Annotated in this window: 18 protein-coding genes and 1 tRNA gene; all 19 read right to left on the reverse strand. The window is 55.2% G+C overall.

What is annotated here, in order from left to right; all coding sequences use genetic code 11:
• Window positions 1-125 (reverse strand): GTP-binding protein (locus tag G5533_RS20130; RefSeq protein ID WP_234887766.1); only part of this gene is annotated, 125 nt, incomplete at its 3' end.
• 54 nt (window positions 126-179) lie between these two features.
• The gene (fusA, locus tag G5533_RS20135) at window positions 180-2,285 is read right to left on the reverse strand and encodes an elongation factor G (protein WP_021229318.1); all 2,106 of its coding nucleotides are present in this window, start codon (window positions 2,283-2,285) and stop codon (window positions 180-182) included.
• A 75-nt stretch (window positions 2,286-2,360) separates the two neighbouring features.
• A complete protein-coding gene (gene rpsG, locus G5533_RS20140; RefSeq protein ID WP_005339911.1) occupies window positions 2,361-2,831 on the reverse strand; it encodes a 30S ribosomal protein S7 in 471 nt (156 codons plus the stop codon).
• A 93-nt stretch (window positions 2,832-2,924) separates the two neighbouring features.
• Window positions 2,925-3,299 carry a 30S ribosomal protein S12 gene (gene rpsL, locus G5533_RS20145; RefSeq protein WP_005306278.1) on the reverse strand — a complete coding sequence of 125 codons (375 nt, stop codon included), beginning with the start codon at window positions 3,297-3,299 and terminating at the stop codon, window positions 2,925-2,927.
• Between the two features lie 182 nt (window positions 3,300-3,481).
• Complete coding sequence (gene tusB, locus G5533_RS20150; protein WP_058056195.1) at window positions 3,482-3,760, reverse strand: sulfurtransferase complex subunit TusB; 279 nt, start codon at window positions 3,758-3,760, stop codon at window positions 3,482-3,484.
• Window positions 3,761-3,767: 7 nt separating this feature from the next.
• Window positions 3,768-4,127 (reverse strand): sulfurtransferase complex subunit TusC, encoded by a 360-nt coding sequence (gene tusC / locus G5533_RS20155; protein WP_021229316.1) that lies wholly within the window; start codon window positions 4,125-4,127, stop codon window positions 3,768-3,770.
• Window positions 4,128-4,135: 8 nt separating this feature from the next.
• Window positions 4,136-4,528: a sulfurtransferase complex subunit TusD gene (tusD, locus tag G5533_RS20160; protein ID WP_216976654.1), complete on the reverse strand. Its 393-nt coding sequence runs from the start codon at window positions 4,526-4,528 to the stop codon at window positions 4,136-4,138.
• Window positions 4,529-4,612: 84 nt separating this feature from the next.
• Entirely contained in the window at window positions 4,613-4,993 is a 381-nt protein-coding gene (locus G5533_RS20165; protein ID WP_005339904.1) for a RidA family protein, read from the reverse strand.
• A 24-nt stretch (window positions 4,994-5,017) separates the two neighbouring features.
• On the reverse strand, window positions 5,018-5,734 hold the full coding sequence (locus G5533_RS20170) for a helix-turn-helix transcriptional regulator (protein ID WP_005339902.1): 717 nt from the start codon (window positions 5,732-5,734) through the stop codon (window positions 5,018-5,020).
• Between the two features lie 194 nt (window positions 5,735-5,928).
• Window positions 5,929-10,233 (reverse strand): DNA-directed RNA polymerase subunit beta', encoded by a 4,305-nt coding sequence (rpoC, locus tag G5533_RS20175; RefSeq protein WP_100647045.1) that lies wholly within the window; start codon window positions 10,231-10,233, stop codon window positions 5,929-5,931.
• A gap of 91 nt (window positions 10,234-10,324) precedes the next feature.
• Window positions 10,325-14,353 carry a DNA-directed RNA polymerase subunit beta gene (gene rpoB / locus G5533_RS20180; RefSeq protein WP_421173225.1) on the reverse strand — a complete coding sequence of 1,343 codons (4,029 nt, stop codon included), beginning with the start codon at window positions 14,351-14,353 and terminating at the stop codon, window positions 10,325-10,327.
• Window positions 14,354-14,577: 224 nt separating this feature from the next.
• Window positions 14,578-14,940: a 50S ribosomal protein L7/L12 gene (gene rplL, locus G5533_RS20185; RefSeq protein ID WP_005341840.1), complete on the reverse strand. Its 363-nt coding sequence runs from the start codon at window positions 14,938-14,940 to the stop codon at window positions 14,578-14,580.
• A 51-nt stretch (window positions 14,941-14,991) separates the two neighbouring features.
• Window positions 14,992-15,492, reverse strand: coding sequence for a 50S ribosomal protein L10 (gene rplJ / locus G5533_RS20190; protein WP_216952230.1), 501 nt, complete (start codon window positions 15,490-15,492; stop codon window positions 14,992-14,994).
• Between the two features lie 256 nt (window positions 15,493-15,748).
• Window positions 15,749-16,450, reverse strand: coding sequence for a 50S ribosomal protein L1 (rplA, locus tag G5533_RS20195; protein WP_005339888.1), 702 nt, complete (start codon window positions 16,448-16,450; stop codon window positions 15,749-15,751).
• 4 nt (window positions 16,451-16,454) lie between these two features.
• The gene (gene rplK / locus G5533_RS20200; protein ID WP_026456244.1) at window positions 16,455-16,883 is read right to left on the reverse strand and encodes a 50S ribosomal protein L11; all 429 of its coding nucleotides are present in this window, start codon (window positions 16,881-16,883) and stop codon (window positions 16,455-16,457) included.
• Window positions 16,884-17,017: 134 nt separating this feature from the next.
• A complete protein-coding gene (gene nusG, locus G5533_RS20205) occupies window positions 17,018-17,569 on the reverse strand; it encodes a transcription termination/antitermination protein NusG (protein ID WP_005306318.1) in 552 nt (183 codons plus the stop codon).
• A 9-nt stretch (window positions 17,570-17,578) separates the two neighbouring features.
• Window positions 17,579-17,950, reverse strand: a complete 372-nt coding sequence (secE, locus tag G5533_RS20210) for a preprotein translocase subunit SecE (RefSeq protein ID WP_005341843.1) — start codon at window positions 17,948-17,950, stop codon at window positions 17,579-17,581.
• Window positions 17,951-18,010: 60 nt separating this feature from the next.
• A tRNA-Trp gene (locus G5533_RS20215) sits at window positions 18,011-18,087 on the reverse strand.
• Between the two features lie 53 nt (window positions 18,088-18,140).
• Window positions 18,141-18,725: EF-Tu/IF-2/RF-3 family GTPase (locus tag G5533_RS20220; protein WP_421179904.1), on the reverse strand; the 585-nt coding region annotated here is incomplete at its 5' end.

Raw genomic sequence — 18,725 nt, forward strand, 5'->3', positions numbered from 1 at the left:
CCACCGAAGTGCTTGGCCAGCACGTTGGTGATAGCTGCAGTCAGGGTGGTTTTACCGTGGTCAACGTGGCCGATGGTGCCGACGTTTACGTGCGGTTTATTACGCTCAAATTTTTCTTTAGACACGACGTAGTCCTTCTAGGTTAAACCCGCCTACCGTCGTAGGCGGGGAATCTTAAATTACTTGGATTTGCGCTCTTCGATCACGGCTTGTGCAACGTTGGTCGGTGCATCGTGATACTTGGCGAATTCCATGGCGTAGGAAGCGCGACCCTGGGTAGCGGAACGCAGTGCAGTTGCATAACCGAACATTTCGGCCAGCGGCACCAGAGCACGTACGATCTTGCCGGACGGGCCATCTTCCATACCTTCGATCAGGCCACGACGACGGTTCAGGTCACCGATAACGTCGCCCATGTAATCTTCCGGAGTTTCAACTTCTACTTTCATGATCGGTTCGAGCAGAACCGGGTTGGCCTTCATGAAGCCAGCCTTAAAGGCCATGGAAGCAGCGATCTTGAACGCCAGTTCGGAAGAGTCGACATCGTGGTAAGAACCGAAGTGCAGACGCACACCCAGATCCATAACCGGGTAACCAGCCAGCGGACCAGATTTGAGCTGCTCACGGATACCTTTATCAACACCCGGGATGAATTCACCAGGAATGACACCACCTTTGATGTCGTTGACGAATTCGTATGCTTTGCCTTCTTCCAGCGGGTACATGTCGATAACAACATGACCGTACTGACCGCGACCACCAGACTGCTTGGCATGCTTGCCTTCGATGTCTTTAACTGTGGTACGGATGGTTTCACGGTAGGCAACCTGCGGCTTACCTACGTTGGCTTCAACCTTGAACTCGCGACGCATACGGTCAACGATGATGTCCAGGTGCAGCTCACCCATACCAGCGATGATGGTTTGACCTGACTCTTCGTCAGTCCATACGCGGAAGGACGGATCTTCCTGAGCCAGACGGCCCAGTGCCAGACCCATCTTCTCTTGGTCAGCCTTGGTTTTCGGCTCAACCGCGATAGAAATTACCGGCTCCGGGAATTCCATACGCTCGAGGATGATCGGTGCGTTCGGGTCACACAGGGTGTCACCAGTGGTCACGTCTTTCAGACCGATGGCAGCAGCGATGTCACCAGCGCGTACTTCTTTGATCTCTTCACGCTTGTTGGCATGCATCTGAACGATACGGCCAAAACGCTCGCGCTTGTCCTTGACGGAGTTCAGCACGGTGTCACCGGAGTTGATCACGCCAGAGTAGACACGGAAGAAGGTCAGGTTACCAACGAACGGGTCGGTAGCGATCTTGAACGCCAGAGCAGAGAACGGCTCGTCATCGGAAGCGTGACGCTCGTCTTTGGTCTCGCCGTCCATTTTCAGGCCGTCGATAGCAGCAACGTCGGTCGGAGCCGGCAGGTACTCGATCACGGCATCCAGCATTGCCTGTACGCCCTTGTTCTTGAACGCGGAGCCACAGGTTACCAAGATGATTTCGTTGTTCAGCACGCGCTGACGCAGAGCACCTTTGATCTCTTCCTCGGTCAGCTCTTCGCCGCCCAGGTATTTTTCCATCAGGTCTTCAGACGCTTCAGCAGCGGCTTCAACCAGATTCATGCGCATTTCTTGCGCCTGTTCCAGCAACTCAGCCGGGACGTCTTCGTAATCGAAGGATACGCCCTGATCAGCTTCATTCCAGTTGATGGCTTTCATCTTGACCAGGTCAACAACGCCCTTGAAGTTCTCTTCAGAGCCGATGTTCAGCTGAAGGGGAACCGGAGTACCTTTCAGACGGGTCTTGATGTGCTCAACACAACGCAGGAAGTTGGCACCGGTACGGTCCATCTTGTTGACGAACGCGATACGGGGAACCTTGTACTTGTTAGCCTGACGCCATACGGTTTCAGACTGTGGCTGTACGCCACCTACGGCACAGTACACCATCACGGCACCGTCCAGAACACGCATTGAACGCTCTACTTCGATAGTAAAGTCAACGTGGCCCGGGGTATCGATGATGTTGATACGGTGCGGTTGGAACTGTTTACCCATACCGGACCAGAAAGCGGTGGTCGCGGCGGAGGTGATGGTGATACCACGCTCTTGTTCCTGTTCCATCCAGTCCATGGTGGCAGCGCCATCGTGAACTTCACCGATCTTGTGACTTACACCGGTGTAAAACAGTACGCGCTCGGTAGTAGTAGTCTTACCGGCGTCAATGTGAGCGGAGATACCGATGTTACGATAACGCTCAATGGGGGTTGTACGAGCCATTGTCATCCTCTTACTAAGGCGCTTGTCCCTAGATAATTAAAGGTGCGCAGAGCCAAAAGACCCTGCGCAAGCGGATTACCAGCGGAAGTGAGCGAAGGCTTTGTTCGCTTCAGCCATACGGTGAACGTCTTCACGTTTCTTGACAGACGAACCCTTATTGTCAGCGGCATCCAGCAGCTCGCCAGCCAAACGCTGAGCCATTGATTTTTCACCACGTTTACGAGCGGCATCAACCAACCAGCGCATTGCCAGAGCATTGCGACGTACCGGACGAACTTCTACCGGAACCTGATAGGTTGCACCACCGACGCGACGAGATTTAACCTCGACCGCCGGACGAATGTTATCCAGAGCTTCTTCGAATACGGCCAGGTGCTCTTTGCCAGATTTGGTGGCAATGATGTCCAGGGCGCCATAAACAATGGCTTCTGCAACAGATTTCTTACCGTCAACCATTACTACGTTGACAAATTTAGCCAGCAGCTCTGATCCGAACTTGGGATCTGGCAGGATTTTACGCTGACCAACAACACGACGTCTTGGCATTTCAAATTCTCCGTAACTTCAGGGATTACCCAAAACTAGAAAGCTATCTAACTAGAAACGAATTAACGTTTGGCCTTACTTAACGGAGAACCATTAAGCTTTAGGACGCTTCACGCCATACTTGGAGCGAGCCTGCTTACGGTCTTTAACACCGGCACAGTCCAACGCACCACGAACGGTGTGATAACGAACACCTGGCAAGTCTTTTACACGACCGCCACGGATCAGAACAACAGAGTGCTCTTGCAGGTTGTGACCTTCACCACCGATGTAGGAGGTGACTTCGAAGCCGTTGGTCAGACGTACACGGCACACTTTACGCAGTGCAGAGTTAGGCTTCTTCGGGGTGGTGGTATATACACGAGTGCATACGCCACGCTTCTGAGGGCACGCTTCCAGCGCCGGCACGTTGCTTTTCACAACGAGCTTGATGCGTGGCTTGCGAACCAACTGGTTAATAGTTGCCATCAAAAGGCTCCTGATAATGACTTCATAAACGTGTGGAAAATCCTCCCCGCAGATACGGGGACGCGAAATTTTATGCCCTGTTGTCTGGGGAGTCAAGATTTATACAATTTGCGTCACAAAAGGGCAGTTCGGATCCGTTTGCTTTCACGACATCGCCTTGAATTTTCTTGAAAATATGCTTCTCAGCCACCCCAGGTGCGCGGGGAACCTTTTTGCGCAATCAGTGCCACCAGATCCGCCATATCGAGCACATTGCCCACCCGATGCTGCAAACCGCGAGCTTGCAGATCTTCCTGCATCACATAAAGCGGGATACCCGCCAGCCGCGCGCTCCACTGGGGAGCCGATGCCGCAATCACGGCATCCTGCATCAGTACCAGCTCATCCTCGGGCTGAAGGTATGAGAGCGCCTCTGCCAGAGCCTGACTCTGAAAGGGAGAGTTCAATATCAGATGCAACATGGAGACCTCAAAAGCTGATGTGAGTCGAACATTGTGCCCAGCGCCGAGCCAGTTCTTGGCGCGGCAGACTCTCGACGGGGATCAGCAGATCATCCACTGTCACGCCACGCTCTGCCAGCGAGTCAGCACAGACATAGACCTCTTCGATGTCGTAGAGTTCCAGCATTTTGAAGGTGGGCGCGTAGTGGCGCTGCAAAATGGCGGCAGGCTGCTGCTCCTTGAGCAGTTGCAACACACCGTCCCCAATCAGGAAGAGGGCCAGCTCATCGGTCATGGCCGAGGTGGCCAGCAGGGCATCCAACCCTTCCCGGCCAGCGGCATGGCCATGGGGACCACGACTGCAGATAAAGGCAATTTTTTTATTCATGGCTCCCCCTAGAACTGAACCAGTCGATCGGCAGTGAGCGCAGCCTCGGCCAGCTGGCCCAGACCGCTCAGACAAAATGGCGGTTGCAGATTGAAGTGCACCAGCCCCGCCCCCTTGGCCTCCTGCTCATCGAGCACACCGCGCCGCATGGCGGCGGCGACGCAGACGTCGATACGGATCCCCTGCTCTTCTGCCAGCTCTCGCCACAGACGCACCAGGTTAGTCTCATCGGATGCAGGCAGATGCAAACCGTTGCCGTTGCAGACCCCGTCCTGATAGAAGAACAGGTGGGACAAGGTATGTCCCTGCGCCAACAGGGTGCGGGCAAAACGATAGGCGGTGCTGGCCGATTGGGTGCCATAGGCAGGCCCCGTGACCAGGATGGCAAAACTCAGACTCATAGCAGGACTCCTGTGCTGACCCGGTCCATTTTACGCCAAAAACAAAAAAGCCCCTGCCAGGAGGGGCTTGATTCGATCTGTTGATCAGAGATGGGCAATCGCCTCGACCTCGACCAGCACATCTTTCGGCAGACGAGCCACCTCCACGCAGGAGCGGGCTGGCGCCGCATCGCCAAAGTAGCGGGCATAGACCTGGTTGAAGGCAACGAAGTTGTTCATGTCGCTCAGGAAGCAGGTGGTCTTGACCACTTTGCTGGCATCGGCACCGGCAGCGTGCAACACGGCAACCAGATTCTTCATCACCCGTTCGGCCTGCTCTTCGATGCCGCCGGCCACGATCTCCATGGTGGCAGGATCGAGCGGGATCTGCCCGGAGGTGAAGATCATCTCGCCAACCTTGGTAGCCTGAACATACGGACCAATCGCGGCAGGCGCCTTGTCGGTTGCAATCACTTCTTTAGCCATTCATCTATCCCCTTCTGGAATGAGTTACTCGTTCTCGTCTTCACCCTGCTTGCGCTGTCGGATGTAAAGATAAACGGTATGTTTTGAAATATTGAGTTTGTCCGCCACCAGATTGATCGAATCCTTGATGTCGAAAATGCCCTTCTCGAACAGCTGGGTCACGATGAAGCGGTTCTTGGCATTGTTGGCCACGGTGGGATCGCGATTGATCTCGTCGATGGTGTTATCCACCGTCTGGGCAACCAGCTCTTCCACGCTGTTGGCGAAGGTCTCTGGTGACTGACGCGCCGCCTGCTGGGGCGTCGGGAAAAATTCGGCCACGAACTCGTGGAAAGGCGCATTGATGTGCAGGTTGATGCAGATCAGCCCCACCACTTGCCGCTCGCTGTTGCGAATGGCGATGGTGCTCGACTTCATCAGCGCACCGGTACGGCTGCGAGCGAAATAGCTCTGGGTGTAATCCTGGCCGGTGCTCTCGATGTCCTTGAGCATGCGCAGGGCGAGATCGGTGATGGGCGCCCCGAGGGTGCGTCCGGTATTGAAGCCGTTGGCGATCTTGATCACCGACTCGTGCAGATTTTCCAGGGAGTGGAGTACCACTTCACAATGCTTGCCGAACAGCTCGGCCAAGCCATCGATGAGCCCATCGTATGAGCGCAACAATTCCCTGTCTTCATCTGTAAAAGTGCGGCTGATCAGCTGTTCTTCGGGAAGCATGGCTTCCTCGATACCGACAGTCATGTTCTACCCCTGTAATAACCATTCAACTTTCCCGAGTTTTAAATTGCAGGGGAGTAAAGTCAACTTTTTTTGATTTTTTACTCTACAACTTTGCTCTGGATCATCCTGAAACCCGCGCTGCGTCTACCTTTGCCGAGGAATTGGCCAACAAAAAGGGCTCCTTGAAGGAGCCCTTTTTAATCACGGATGACGAGTTACTCTTCGTCGAAGCTACCGGCTGCGTTCAGCAGATCCGCCAGGTTCTGCTCAGCTTCATCAGCGGTCACCTGCGGGGTGCCAACAGCACGAGCTGCGGCAGCACGCTGGTTGATCCGGCTGTGGTGGTAGGCAAAGCCGGTACCAGCCGGGATCAGACGACCCACGATGACGTTCTCTTTCAGACCACGCAGTTCATCACGCTTGCCACCTACGGCGGCTTCGGTCAGAACGCGAGTGGTTTCCTGGAAGGAAGCCGCGGAGATGAAGGACTCGGTGCTCAGAGATGCCTTGGTAATACCCATCAGTACATGACGGTAGGTCGCAGGGGTCTTGCCCTCGGCAACCAGCTTACGGTTGGCAATCTTCACACGAGCCACTTCAACCTGTTCGCCTTCGATCAGATCGGTATCGCCAGCGCTCAGGATCTCGCACTTGCGCAGCATCTGACGAACGATGACTTCGATGTGCTTGTCGTTGATCTTAACGCCTTGCAGACGGTAAACGTCCTGCACTTCGTTGGCGATGTAGTTGGCGACCGGGCTGATACCGCGCAGACGCAGGATGTCGTGAGCAGACTCAGGACCGTCTGCCAGCACTTCACCCTTCTCAACTTTTTCACCTTCGAACACGTTCAGGTTACGCCACTTCGGAATCATCTCTTCGTAGACGTTGCCACCATCGGTCGGGGTAATGACCAGACGGCGTTTGCCCTTGGTCTCTTTCCCGAAGGAGATGGTACCGGAGATCTCGGCCAGAATTGCCGGTTCCTTCGGTTGACGTGCTTCGAACAGATCCGCAACGCGCGGCAGACCACCGGTGATGTCCTTGGTACCGCCGGACTCTTGCGGGATACGCGCTACCGCGTCACCCACGCCCACGTTGGCACCATCTTCCAGGTTCACGATCGCCTTGCCCGGCAGGAAGTACTGGGCGGCTACATCGGTACCCGGGATCATCACGTCTTTGCCGTTCAGGTCGACCAGTTTAACGGTCGGACGCATCTCTTTACCGGCGCTCGGACGCTCGTTGACGTCCAGAACAACGATAGAAGAGAGACCGGTCAGCTCGTCGGTCTGACGAGTGATGGTCACACCATCGATCATGTGTTCGAACTGCAGGCGACCTGCCACTTCGGTGATGATCGGGTGGGTGTGCGGATCCCAATTGGCAACGGTCTCGCCAGCACTCACGGCCTGGCCGTCCTTCACTTCCAGTACAGAACCGTAAGGCAGCTTGTGGCTTTCCTTGGTACGGCCCATGTCGTCCATGATGGTCAGTTCGGTAGAACGTGAGGTGATAACCAGTTTGTCATCGCTGTTGTGAACGAACTTGGCGTTCTGCAGCTTGATGGTACCTGTGTTCTTGACCTGGATGCTGCTTTCAGCAGCGGCACGAGATGCAGCACCACCGATGTGGAACGTACGCATCGTCAGCTGGGTACCCGGTTCACCGATGGACTGGGCGGCGATAACACCGACAGCCTCACCCTTGTTAACCAGGTGACCACGGGCCAGATCACGGCCGTAGCAGTGAGCACAGTTACCGAAGTCGGTTTCACAGGTGATGGCAGAACGAACCTTCACACGGTCAACGGAGTTGCGTTCCAGCAGGTCACACAGCTGCTCGTCGAGCAGGGTGTTGCGAGCAACCAGGATCTCGTCCTCGGTACCCGGCTTGATGACATCTTCTGCCACCACACGACCCAGCACGCGTTCACGCAGCGGCTCGACCACGTCGCCACCCTCGATCAGCGGAGTCATCCACAGACCGTCGGTAGTGCCGCAATCGTCCTCGGTGATCACCATGTCCTGCGCCACGTCTACCAGACGACGAGTCAGGTAACCGGAGTTCGCAGTCTTCAGTGCAGTATCCGCCAGACCCTTACGAGCACCGTGGGTAGAGATAAAGTACTGCAGTACGTTCAGACCTTCGCGGAAGTTCGCGATGATCGGAGTCTCGATGATGGAGCCATCCGGCTTGGCCATCAGGCCACGCATACCGGCCAGCTGACGGATCTGGGCGGCGGAACCCCGCGCACCAGAGTCGGCCATCATAAAGATGCTGTTGAACGAGGCCTGCTCTTCTTCTTCACCCAGCGAGTTGACGTTACGCTCTTTGGACAAGTTCTCCATCATGGCCTTGGAGACGCGCTCGTTGGCGCTGGCCCAGATATCGATAACCTTGTTGTAACGTTCGCCCGCAGTTACCAGACCGGACAGGAACTGGTCCTGGATCTCGGCAACTTCGGCTTCGGCAGACGCGATGATGTCTTTCTTGGCATCCGGGATGACCATGTCATCGATACCAACGGAAGCACCGGACAGCGCCGCGTAGTGGAAACCGGTATACATCAGCTGGTCAGCGAAGATAACGGTGTCCTTCAGCCCCTGCTTGCGATAGCAGGTGTTCAGCAGACGGGAGATGAGCTTTTTGCCCAGCGCCTTGTTGGATACGCATTTGATCCAGTTCTGCGGATTGGCTTCCAGATCGGCCTGCTCGGCAGCAGTCAGCACCTTCGGCTCGTCGATCAGGGCGTATTCCATACCTTTCGGCAGGATCAGGCTCAGGATCGCACGACCAACGGTGGTGTTCTTCATCTCGGTCTTGGCAACCAGCTCACCGGCTTCGTTCTTCACGTACTCGGTGATGCGGCACTTGACGCGAGCATGCAGGTCGGCCAGACCAGCACGGTACACTTTCTCGGCCTCTTTCGGGCCGGACAGCACCATACCTTCACCCTTCGCATTGATGCGGGCGCGGGTCATGTAGTACAGACCCAAGACCACGTCCTGAGAAGGAACGATGATCGGCTCACCGGAGGCTGGCGACAGGATGTTGTTGGTAGACATCATCAGCGCACGCGCTTCCAGCTGGGCTTCCAGGGTCAGCGGTACGTGGACCGCCATCTGGTCACCATCGAAGTCCGCGTTATACGCAGCACAAACCAGCGGGTGCAGCTGGATTGCCTTGCCTTCGACCAGAGTCGGTTCGAATGCCTGGATACCCAGACGGTGCAGGGTCGGTGCACGGTTCAGCAGAACCGGGTGCTCGCGGATCACTTCGTCCAGGATATCCCAAACGACAGCTTCCTCGCGCTCCACCATCTTCTTGGCGGCCTTGATAGTGGTCGCCAGACCGCGGGTTTCCAGCTTGCCATAGATGAACGGCTTGAACAGTTCCAGCGCCATCTTCTTCGGCAGACCGCACTGATGCAGACGCAGAGTCGGGCCTACGGTGATAACGGAACGACCGGAGTAGTCGACACGCTTACCGAGCAGGTTCTGACGGAAACGACCCTGCTTACCCTTGATCATATCGGCCAGGGATTTCAGCGGGCGCTTGTTGGAACCGGTGATGGCACGACCGCGACGGCCGTTATCCAGCAGCGCATCGACGGACTCTTGCAGCATACGCTTTTCGTTGCGCACGATGATGTCCGGAGCAGCCAGATCCAGCAGACGCTTCAAGCGGTTGTTACGGTTGATCACGCGACGGTACAGATCGTTCAGATCGGAAGTCGCGAAACGGCCGCCGTCCAGCGGTACCAGCGGACGCAGGTCCGGCGGCAGCACAGGCAGCACTGTCATGATCATCCACTCCGGCTTGTTGCCGGACTGCAGGAAAGCTTCCATCAGCTTCAGACGCTTGGTGGTCTTCTTGCGTTTGGTCTCGGAGTTGGTCTGATCCAGCTCCTCACGCATCGCTTTGACTTCACCTTCCAGATCGATGGCGCGCAGCAATGCCAGGATTGCTTCGGCACCCATCTTGGCGTCAAATTCGTCGCCCCACTCTTCCAGCGCATCCAGGTACTGCTCTTCGGAGAGCATCTGGCTGCGTTCGAGGTTGGTCATGCCCGGCTCGATAACTACGAAAGATTCGAAGTAGAGCACGCGTTCGATGTCGCGCAGGGTCATGTCCAGAAGCAGACCGATACGGGACGGCAGGGACTTCAGGAACCAGATGTGGGCAGTCGGGCTGGCCAGCTCGATGTGGCCCATACGCTCACGACGGACCTTGGTCTGGGTCACTTCAACGCCGCACTTCTCACAGATCACACCACGGTGTTTCAGGCGCTTGTACTTGCCGCACAGACACTCGTAGTCCTTCACCGGTCCGAAGATACGGGCGCAGAACAGACCATCACGCTCCGGCTTGAAAGTCCGGTAGTTGATGGTCTCAGGCTTTTTGACCTCACCGAATGACCAGGAGCGGATCATGTCAGGAGAGGCCAGACCGATCTTGATGCTGTCAAACTCTTCGGTCTTGGTCTGAGCCTTCAAAAACTTGAGTAAGTCTTTCACGTGTTTCCCCTGTCAGGAGTCTAACCTCGGCGCCCCGGCTGCCAAAACAGCGGGGCGCCCACGTCAATTCTCGAACAATAAGAGCGAGCTCTTACTCTTCGTCCAGCTCGATGTTGATACCCAGAGAGCGGATTTCCTTCAGCAATACGTTGAAGGATTCGGGCATGCCCGGCTCCATACGGTGGTCGCCATCCACGATGTTCTTGTACATCTTGGTACGGCCATTCACATCGTCAGACTTGACGGTCAGCATCTCCTGCAGGGTATATGCCGCACCGTAAGCCTCCAGGGCCCACACTTCCATCTCACCGAAACGCTGACCACCGAACTGAGCCTTACCACCCAGCGGCTGCTGGGTAACCAGGCTATAAGAACCGGTAGAACGCGCGTGCATCTTGTCGTCGACCAGGTGGTTCAGCTTGAGCATGTACATGTAACCAACGGTTACTTTACGCTCGAAGCGGTTACCGGTACGGCCGTCGAACAGATCAATCTGACCGGATTCCGGCAGATCGGCCAGCTTCAGCAGGGCTTTGATTTCGCGCTCTTTGGCACCATCAAACACTGGAGTAGCAACCGGCAGACCCTTACGCAGGTTACCCACCAGGGTACGTACGTCGTCGTCAGACAGTTCGGCGATGTTCACTTGCTGGGTGTCCTTCTCGCCCAGGTCATAGACCTGTTGCAGGAAGTTGCGCATCTCGTGCAGCTCGCGCTGCTCTTTGACCATGCGATCGATCTTCTCGCCGATACCCTTGGCCGCAAGGCCCAGGTGCACTTCGAGGATCTGACCGATGTTCATACGGGATGGTACGCCCAACGGGTTCAGTACGATGTCGACCGGACGGCCGAACTCGTCATGAGGCATATCCTCGACCGGACAGATCTTGGAGATAACACCCTTGTTACCGTGACGGCCCGCCATCTTGTCACCCGGCTGGATGCGACGCTTGACTGCCAGATAAACCTTGACGATTTTCAGTACGCCCGGCGCCAGATCATCACCCTGGATAATCTTGCGACGCTTGTTCTCGAATTTCTTGTCGAACTCGGCTTTCAGCTCAACGTGCTGTTCAGCGATCTGTTCCAGTTCGGTCTGCTTGCCTTCGTCTTCGATGGCCAGTTCAAACCACTTGGAGCGATCGAGCTTGTTCAGACGATCTTCGCTGTAACCGGCGGCCAGCAGCAGGTTGCGGGAGCGGCCGAAAATGCCGTCTTCCAGGATCTTGAACTCTTCGGTCAAGTCCTTCTTCGCTTCCTTCAGCTGCATCTCTTCGATTTCTTTGGCGCGCTTGTCTTTTTCCACGCCATCGCGGGTAAAGACTTGCACGTCAACCACGGTACCGTACACACCGTTCGGTACACGCAGGGAGGAGTCCTTCACATCGGACGCCTTCTCACCGAAGATGGCGCGCAGCAGCTTCTCTTCCGGCGTCAGCTGGGTTTCACCTTTCGGGGTTACCTTACCGACCAGAATGTCGCCGCCCTTCACTTCGGCACCCACGTAGACGATACCGGACTCGTCCAGCTTGGACAGAGCGGCTTCACCCACGTTCGGGATATCAGCAGTGATCTCTTCCGGACCCAGCTTGGTGTCACGGGAGATACAGGCCAGTTCCTGGATATGGATGGTGGTCAGGCGATCTTCCTGAACAACACGCTCGTTCACCAGGATCGAGTCTTCGAAGTTGTAACCGTTCCACGGCATGAACGCGACGCGCATGTTCTGACCCAGCGCCAGTTCACCCAGATCGGTGGACGGGCCGTCAGCCAGTACGTCGCCAGCCATGACCGGCTCACCCAACATCACGCAAGGACGCTGGTTGATACAGGTGTTCTGGTTGGAACGGGTGTACTTGGTCAGGTTGTAGATGTCGATACCGGCTTCGCCTGGCATCAGCTCATCTTCATTGACCTTCAGGACGATACGGGAGGCATCGACATAGTCGATTACGCCGCCACGCTTGGCCACTACGGTTACACCGGAGTCAACGGCCACAGCGCGTTCCATACCGGTACCTACCAGCGGCTTGTCAGCACGCAGAGTCGGTACAGCCTGACGTTGCATGTTTGAACCCATCAATGCGCGGTTCGCGTCATCGTGTTCCAGGAACGGGATCAGAGCCGCTGCCACAGATACGATCTGCTGCGGGCTCACGTCCATATACTGGATCTGGTCGGCGTTCATAAAGGTGGATTCACCTTTGTGACGGCACGGGATCAATTCATCTTTCAGACGGCCATCTTCGGTGGTCGCGGCGTTAGCCTGTGCGATCACGTACTTGCCTTCTTCAATAGCAGACAGGTAGTCCACTTCGTCGGTGATCACACCGTCAATGACCTTACGGTACGGGGTCTCGAGGAAACCGTACTCGTTGGTACGAGAGTACACGGACAGAGAGTTGATCAGACCGATGTTCGGACCTTCAGGAGTCTCGATAGGGCACAGACGACCGTAGTGGGTCGGGTGTACGTCTCGGACTTCAAAGCCGGCACGCTCACGAGTCAAACCGCCCGGGCCCAGCGCGGAAATACGACGCTTGTGGGTCACTTCGGAGAGCGGGTTGTTCTGGTCCATAAACTGGGACAGCTGGCTGGAACCAAAGAACTCTTTGACTGCGGCGGAGATCGGCTTGGCGTTGATCAGATCCTGCGGCATCAGGGTGTCCAGGTCGCCCAGGGAGAGACGCTCCTTGACCGCACGCTCGACACGCACCAGACCGACGCGGAACTGGTTTTCAGCCATTTCACCGACAGAACGGATACGACGGTTACCCAGGTGGTCGATATCGTCCACTTCGTCGTTACCGTTACGGATGTCGATCAGGCGCTTCATTACATCGACGATATCGTCTTTGGTCAGTACGCCAGCGCCAGTCTCGTCTTCACGACCCAGACGGCGGTTGAACTTCATCCGACCTACGGTAGACAGGTCGTAACGCTCGGCAGAGAAGAACAGGTTTTCGAACAGCTGCTCTGCTGCTTCACGTGTCGGCGGCTCGCCCGGACGCATCATGCGGTAGATTTCTACCAGCGCTTCCAGACGGTTGGTGCTGGAATCGACGCGCAGGGTCTCGGACATGTAGGCACCGTGATCCAGTTCGTTGGTGAACAGAACCTCGAAATGCTTGAAGCCGGCCTGGGACAGGTTGGCAATCGCTTCCAGACTCAGCGCCTGGTTGGCTGCCACTACCAGTTCGCCAGTTTGCGGATGTGCGTAGTCCTTGGCTGCAACTTTGCCAACAACGTACTCAACCGGTACCTCAATCTGGGTAACGGCGTCTTTTTCCAACTGACGGATGTGACGGGCAGTCACACGACGACCGGTTTCAACAACCACGGCACCATTGGCCACGATGTCGAAGGTCGCAGTTTCGCCACGCAGGCGCTCCGGCACCAGATCCATCATCAACTTGCCATCTTTGACCTCGAAACCGATGGTTTCGAAGAAGGTGGCCAGGATTTGTTCGGAAGTGAAGTCCAGGGCGCGCAGAATAATGGATGCCGGCAGTTTGCGACGACGGTCGATACGGACAAACAGGTTGTCTTTCGCATCGAACTCGAAGTCCAGCCAGGAGCCACGGTAGGGGATAACGCGAGCGTTATACAGCACCTTACCGGATGAATGTGTTTTGCCTTTATCGTGGTCGAAGAAGACGCCCGGGCTGCGGTGCAGCTGGGAAACGATAACCCGCTCGGTACCATTGATAACAAAGGTGCCGTTCTCGGTCATGAGCGGAATTTCGCCCATGTATACTTCTTGTTCCTTGATGTCTTTGACGGTGCCGGCAGCTGCTTCACGGTCGTACAGAACCATACGAAGCTTGACACGCAGCGGCGCGGAGTAGGTCACTCCACGGATCTGGCATTCTTTTACGTCAAATACCGGCTCACCCAGGCGATAGCTGACATACTGAAGCTCAGCACTACCGGAGTAACTGGTGATCGGGAAAACGCTACGGAAAGCGGCCTCTAGGCCATATTCACCTTCCGGGTCAGCCTCGATGAACTGCTTGAAGGAGTCCAGCTGAATGGACAACAGATAAGGCGTGTCCAGTACCTGGTCTCGCTTACCGAAGTCCTTACGAATGCGTTTTTTTTCGGTATAAGAGTAAACCATAGGGTTCCTCAGCTCGCTGATAAGTGACCCACTCTGTCCCGCGGGACAGCTCTGTCTCAACACCGTTTTGTGTTGGCCCGGACGAAAGAAGACAGTCCGGATTGCTGGTGCACCGAGAGTCGTAAACGGTGTGAAATGCTCTCAGTCTACAGCGCAAAAAGGCTGGTGAACAAAAATTCACCAGCCCTAGCCTGTTTTATCAGGCTAATCTACATAAATGCAGATTATTTGATCTCAACAGAAGCACCGGCAGCTTCCAGCTCTTTCTTCAGAGCTTCAGCTTCGTCTTTGGAGACGGCTTCTTTCAGGTTAGCCGGAGCAGCTTCTACCAAGTCTTTGGCTTCTTTCAGGCCCAGACCGGTAGCGCCACGAACGGCTTTGATGACGGCAACTTTGTTGGCACCGGCAGCAGTCAGAACTACGTCGAACTCGGTCTTCTCTTCTACTGCTTCAGCGGCCGGACCGGCAGCAACAGCAACAGCGGCAGAAACACCGAATTTCTCTTCCATAGCTTCGATCAGCTCAACAACTTCCATTACAGACATGGAAGCAACGGCTTCGATGATTTGGTCTTTAGTGATAGACATGACAAAAATTCCTGATGTTGAATAAACTCAAACAGCCTAAATAGGCGAGAATCAAGCAGCAGCTTGCTTCTGATCACGCACAGCAGCGATGGTACGAACCAGCTTGCCAGCAGAGGCTTCTTTCATAGTCGCCATCAACTTCGCAATTGCTTCGTCGTAGGTCGGCAGCGTGGCCAGACGATCAATTTGTGCTGCGGCGATAAACTCACCGTTAAAAGCGCCAGCCTTGATTTCGAACTTTTGGTTCGCTTTGGCAAACTCTTTGAACAGACGAGCAGCAGCGCCCGGGTGTTCGTTAGAGAAAGCAATCAAGGTAGGACCGGTAAATGCGTCGTTCAGGCACTCGTATTCGGTACCTTCTACCGCGCGACGCAGCAGGGTGTTACGCACAACGCGCATGTACACACCGGCTTCACGAGCGGTTTTACGCAGGACGGTCATCTTGTCTACAGTGACACCGCGAGAATCGGCAACAACTGCAGAAAGAGCGCCTTTGGCAGCTTCGTTGACTTCAGCAACAATTGCCTTTTTGTCTTCGAGTCCCAATGCCATTGGCTTAACTCCTGGATTGAATCCGGGTCAAATGACCCAGTACTGACACATCCCCCCTACCTTTACAACAGAGGGGAACGATGCGGTAGCAGGATTCCAGAAGAGAAAGAATCTTTCTCGCTGGGTTTCCGGCACCGTCTACGCAGGAAACATTAAGGCTTTACAGCCTCCTGCGGTCTTGGACGGAGGTCGAAACCCCCAACCAATCAAGGCGCAAAATTATAGATTAAATTTTGCGCCTTGTAAAACCCATCAATTAGGCCTGAGCTTCCAGAGAAGCTTGGTCTACGGCAACACCGGCACCCATGGTGGTGGAGATGCTGACTTTCTTGATGAATTGACCTTTGGCGGAAGAGGGCTTGCCTTTTTTCAGGGCAACCAGCAGAGCTTCCAAGTTTTCTTTCAGCTGAACTTCGTTGAAAGAAACCTTACCCAGAGTGGTATGGATGATACCATTCTTGTCGTTACGGTAACGAACCTGACCAGCCTTGGCGTTCTTGACAGCTTCGGCAACGTTAGGAGTTACAGTACCAACTTTCGGGTTCGGCATCAGGCCGCGCGGGCCCAGGATTTGACCCAGTTGACCAACAACGCGCATGGCATCCGGGGATGCGATAACTACGTCGAAGTTCATCTCGCCTTTCTTAACCAGATCGGCCAGGTCATCCATACCTACCAGGTCAGCACCGGCAGCTTTAGCTGCTTCGGCATTGGCACCTTGGGTAAATACGGCAACGCGTACATCACGACCGGTACCGTGCGGCAGTACAGTAGCACCACGTACGTTCTGGTCAGATTTACGAGCGTCGATACCCAGGTTGACAGCAACGTCAACGCTTTCAACGAACTTGGCGGTAGCCAGTTCTTTCAGCAGGGCAATGGCTTCGTTGATGGAGTACTCTTTGGTACCGTCAACTTTTTCGCGAATAACGCGCATACGCTTGGAAAGTTTAGCCATTGTCTTAATCCTCCACTACCAGACCCATGGAACGAGCGGAGCCTGCGATGCAACGTACTTTTGCATCCAGATCGGCACCGGTCATATCCGGTTCTTTGGTCTTGGCGATTTCTTGCAGCTGGGCTACGGTCACCTTACCAACCTTGTCTTTGTTCGGCTTGGCAGAACCAGACTTGATGCCAGCAGCTTTCTTCAGCAGGAAGGAAGCAGGCGGAGTCTTGGTTTCGAAGGTGAAGGAACGGTCGCTGTAAACGGTGATCACGACCGGGGTCGGTGAACCTTTTTCCAGCTTTTCTGTACGAGCGTTGAACGCCTTACAGAATTCCATGATGTTAACACCGTGTTGACCCAGTGCAGGACCAACGGGAGGAGACGGGTTGGCTGCACCAGCAGCAACCTGCAGCTTGATATAAGCTGTGACTTTCTTAGCCATTAGGAAATTACCTCAAAAATGGGTTCTAGCGCCTCGGAGACATGCTCCTGCAAACGGCTCCCCAACTAATAAAGGGGCAGAGAATTATAGAGATATTCGCTGCCCCTGACAACTGTTGAGTGAACAGAAATCAATCAGCCCTTTTCGACCTGACCGAAATCCAGCTCAACGGGAGTAGAACGACCGAAGATCAGTACAGAAACCTTCACGCGGCTCTTCTCGTAGTCCACCTCTTCAACGGTTCCATTGAAGTCGGCAAACGGACCATCGGCAACCCGCACCATTTCACCCGGTTCAAACAGGGTTTTCGGACGCGGCTTGTCGTGGGCATCCTGCAGACGGTTCAGGATGGCATCGGCCTCTTTGTCGGAGATCGGTGCCGGACGGTCGGAAGTACCGCCGATGAAGCCCATGACGCGCGGTACGTTACGCACCAGGTGCCATGTGGTTTCATCCATGATCATCTGAACCAGGACATAGCCCGGGAAAAACTTGCGCTCACTCTTGCGCTTCTGGCCTGCACGCATCTCGACCACTTCTTCGGTCGGGACCAGTACTTCACCGAACATGTCTTCCATGCCATGCATCTTGATATGCTCGCGCAGGGATTTGGCGACACGGCCTTCATAGCCGGAAAACGCCTGCACGACATACCATCTCATACGCTGTTCACGTTGTTCAGTCATGGCTTATCCTTACACACCGGTAATCAGGTTGACCAACCAGACCAAGGCGCCGTCCAGAACGAACAGCAGCAGCCCCATCACGGCGGTCACCGCCAGCACAATCAGGGTTGTCTGAATGGCTTCCTGACGGGTTGGCCATACGACCTTGCGGACTTCCAGGCGAGACTCACGGGCGAATGCCAGTGTTGCCTTCCCTTTGGTGGTTTGCAGGGCTACTGCACCGGCAGCAGCGATGACAATGACCACACCCAAGGCGCGGACGGCAGCAATAACATCGCTCAGCAGATAATTACCTACTACAGCGGCCACCAGGATAATGAAAACCAGGCCCCAAAGCAGGGTATCCTTGCTTCCGCCCTGGTTCTCAGAACTAACACTCATACAACCCACCTGTATCTGACGTAACCAAAGACACAAAAGCCCCGTACGAGACGAGGTATATGGCAGGGGCGGCAGGACTCGAACCCGCAACCATCGGTTTTGGAGACCGCTGTTCTACCAATTCGAACTACGCCCCTGCATAAGAAAGCCCCTATTATAGGGGCTTTGCTTTATTTATGTAAGCCAAAGATTAAGCGATAACTTTAGCTACAACACCAGCACCTACGGTACGGCCACCTTCACGGATAGCGAAACGCAGGCCGTCATCCATCGCGATCGGCGCAATCAGGGTAACAACCATCTTGATGTTGTCGCCCGGCATTACCATCTCTACGCCTTCCGGCAGTTCGATGGTACCGGTCACGTCGGTAGTACGGAAGTAGAACTGCGGACGGTAGCCTTTGAAGAACGGGGTATGACGACCACCTTCTTCTTTGGACAGTACGTACACTTCAGATTCGAACTTGGTGTGCGGCTTGATGGTGCCCGGCTTGGCCAGTACCTGACCACGCTCTACGTCTTCACGCTTCACGCCACGCAGCAGTGCACCGATGTTCTCGCCTGCACGACCTTCGTCCAGCAGCTTACGGAACATTTCAACGCCGGTACAGGTGGTCTTGGTGGTATCTTTGATACCCACGATTTCCACTTCTTCACCAACTTTAACGATACCGCGCTCTACACGACCGGTTACTACGGTACCACGGCCAGCGATAGAGAATACGTCTTCGATCGGCATCAGGAACGGCTGGTCAATCGCACGCTCCGGCTCCGG

This window comes from Aeromonas sp. A600620, assembly GCF_029479985.1.
Classification (GTDB): Bacteria; Pseudomonadota; Gammaproteobacteria; order Enterobacterales; family Aeromonadaceae; genus Aeromonas; species Aeromonas veronii_A.

Coding starts and splice junctions, on each gene's coding strand:
- rplJ (WP_216952230.1), bottom strand. CDS start 15,492: ATGGCATTGGGACTCGAAGACAAAAAGGCAATTGTTGCTGAAGTCAAC.
- rpoB (WP_421173225.1), bottom strand. CDS start 14,353: ATGGTTTACTCTTATACCGAAAAAAAACGCATTCGTAAGGACTTCGGT.
- rplK (WP_026456244.1), bottom strand. CDS start 16,883: ATGGCTAAGAAAGTCACAGCTTATATCAAGCTGCAGGTTGCTGCTGGT.
- tusC (WP_021229316.1), bottom strand. CDS start 4,127: ATGAATAAAAAAATTGCCTTTATCTGCAGTCGTGGTCCCCATGGCCAT.
- tusB (WP_058056195.1), bottom strand. CDS start 3,760: ATGTTGCATCTGATATTGAACTCTCCCTTTCAGAGTCAGGCTCTGGCA.
- tusD (WP_216976654.1), bottom strand. CDS start 4,528: ATGAGTCTGAGTTTTGCCATCCTGGTCACGGGGCCTGCCTATGGCACC.
- G5533_RS20165 (WP_005339904.1), bottom strand. CDS start 4,993: ATGGCTAAAGAAGTGATTGCAACCGACAAGGCGCCTGCCGCGATTGGT.
- rplA (WP_005339888.1), bottom strand. CDS start 16,450: ATGGCTAAACTTTCCAAGCGTATGCGCGTTATTCGCGAAAAAGTTGAC.
- rpsG (WP_005339911.1), bottom strand. CDS start 2,831: ATGCCAAGACGTCGTGTTGTTGGTCAGCGTAAAATCCTGCCAGATCCC.
- secE (WP_005341843.1), bottom strand. CDS start 17,950: ATGAGTGTTAGTTCTGAGAACCAGGGCGGAAGCAAGGATACCCTGCTT.
- rpsL (WP_005306278.1), bottom strand. CDS start 3,299: ATGGCAACTATTAACCAGTTGGTTCGCAAGCCACGCATCAAGCTCGTT.
- fusA (WP_021229318.1), bottom strand. CDS start 2,285: ATGGCTCGTACAACCCCCATTGAGCGTTATCGTAACATCGGTATCTCC.
- G5533_RS20170 (WP_005339902.1), bottom strand. CDS start 5,734: ATGACTGTCGGTATCGAGGAAGCCATGCTTCCCGAAGAACAGCTGATC.
- nusG (WP_005306318.1), bottom strand. CDS start 17,569: ATGACTGAACAACGTGAACAGCGTATGAGATGGTATGTCGTGCAGGCG.
- rplL (WP_005341840.1), bottom strand. CDS start 14,940: ATGTCTATCACTAAAGACCAAATCATCGAAGCCGTTGCTTCCATGTCT.